This window comes from Micromonospora maritima (assembly GCF_902825405.1).
In the GTDB taxonomy this organism is placed as follows: domain Bacteria; phylum Actinomycetota; class Actinomycetes; order Mycobacteriales; family Micromonosporaceae; genus Micromonospora; species Micromonospora maritima.
On sequence record NZ_CADEAU010000833.1, the window covers coordinates 1 to 1460 of the forward strand.

General features: G+C 75.5%; 1 protein-coding gene. It reads left to right on the forward strand.

What is annotated here, in order from left to right; all coding sequences use genetic code 11:
- On the forward strand, positions 1 to 972 hold a 972-nt coding region (locus tag HUW36_RS32765), incomplete at its 5' end, for a molybdopterin-dependent oxidoreductase (protein WP_174531575.1).
- Between the last annotated feature and the right edge of the window lie 488 nt (positions 973 to 1460).

Genomic DNA, 1460 nt, shown 5'->3' on the forward strand with positions numbered 1-1460 from the left:
GGCGTCTCGGCGGCCCGGGAGGCGGTGACGCTGCCCGCTCCGGCCTCGCCCGCCCCGCCGGTGCCGGCCGGCGCGGACCTGTCGCTGCCCCGGCTCGCCCCCTACGTCACGCCGAACAAGGAGTTCTACCGGATCGACACCGCGCTGGTGGTGCCGCAGGTGGACCCGGTGACCTGGCGGCTGCGCATCCACGGTCGGGTCCGCAACCCGATCGAGCTGAGCTTCGACGACCTGCTCACCCGCCCCATGGTCGAGCGGTACGTGACCCTGGCCTGCGTCTCCAACGAGGTCGGCGGCGACCTGATCGGCAACGCCCGCTGGCTGGGCGTACCGATCAAGGACCTGCTCGACGAGGCCGACCCGGAGGAGGGCGCGGACCAGGTGGTCGGGCGTGCGGTGGACGGCTGGACCTGCGGCACCCCCACCGCGGTGCTGCGCGACGGGCGGGACGCGCTGCTGGCGGTGGGGATGAACGGCGAGCCGCTGCCGGTCCAGCACGGCTTCCCGGTGCGGATGGTGGTGCCCGGCCTCTACGGGTACGTCTCGGCGTGCAAGTGGGTCACCGAGCTGGAGCTGACCAGCTTCGCCGACTTCGACGCGTACTGGGTGCCGCGCGGCTGGTCCGCCCAGGGCCCGGTCAAGACGCAGTCCCGGATCGACACCCCGCGCGCCCGCAGCCGCCCGACGGCCGGTCCGCTGACGGTCGCCGGGGTGGCGTGGGCGCAGCACCGCGGCGTCCGCCGCGTCGAGGTACGCGTGGACGACGGCCCCTGGCGGGAGGCGACGCTGGCCCCGGCGGTGTCGACGGACACCTGGGTGCAGTGGTCCTGGCGCTGGGACGCCACGCCCGGGGAGCACACCCTCCAGGTACGCGCCACCGACGCGGCCGGCGAGACGCAGCCGGAGCGGCGCAGCCCGGTCGCCCCCGACGGTGCCACCGGCTGGCACACCGTCACGGTCACCGTCGCCTGACCGTGCTCGACGCCTTGATCGACTCCATGTCGCCGAGGTGGCGGTAACAGCGGCGCCTGGATGCCGCCATCCCGGCGAGCTGGTGTGGATCAACACGGGGGATCGCGCGGGTCGGACGGTTTCGAGCGCCTCGGCTGTCCGCGGCACGGCGGCGCGCAGCCGTGCCGCGGCGAGTGCCTTTCGAGCTGATGTCACGAACGACTCAGGCTCCGCAGGACGACCGGCCCTCGCCCGCGCGCCCTCGTGTGCTGGCTCGGCCCGGTGCCACGTGCCACGGCCCCGTGCCATCGGCCACGGCCCCGTGCCATGGGCCACGGCCCCGTGCCATGGGCCACGGCCCCGTGCCATGGGCCACGGCCCCGTGCCATGGGCCACGGCCCCGTGCCATGGGCCACGGCCCCGTGCCATGGGCCACGGCCCCGTGCCATGGGCCACGGCCCCGTGCCATGGGCCACGGCCCCGTGCCATGGGCCACGGCCCCGTGCCAT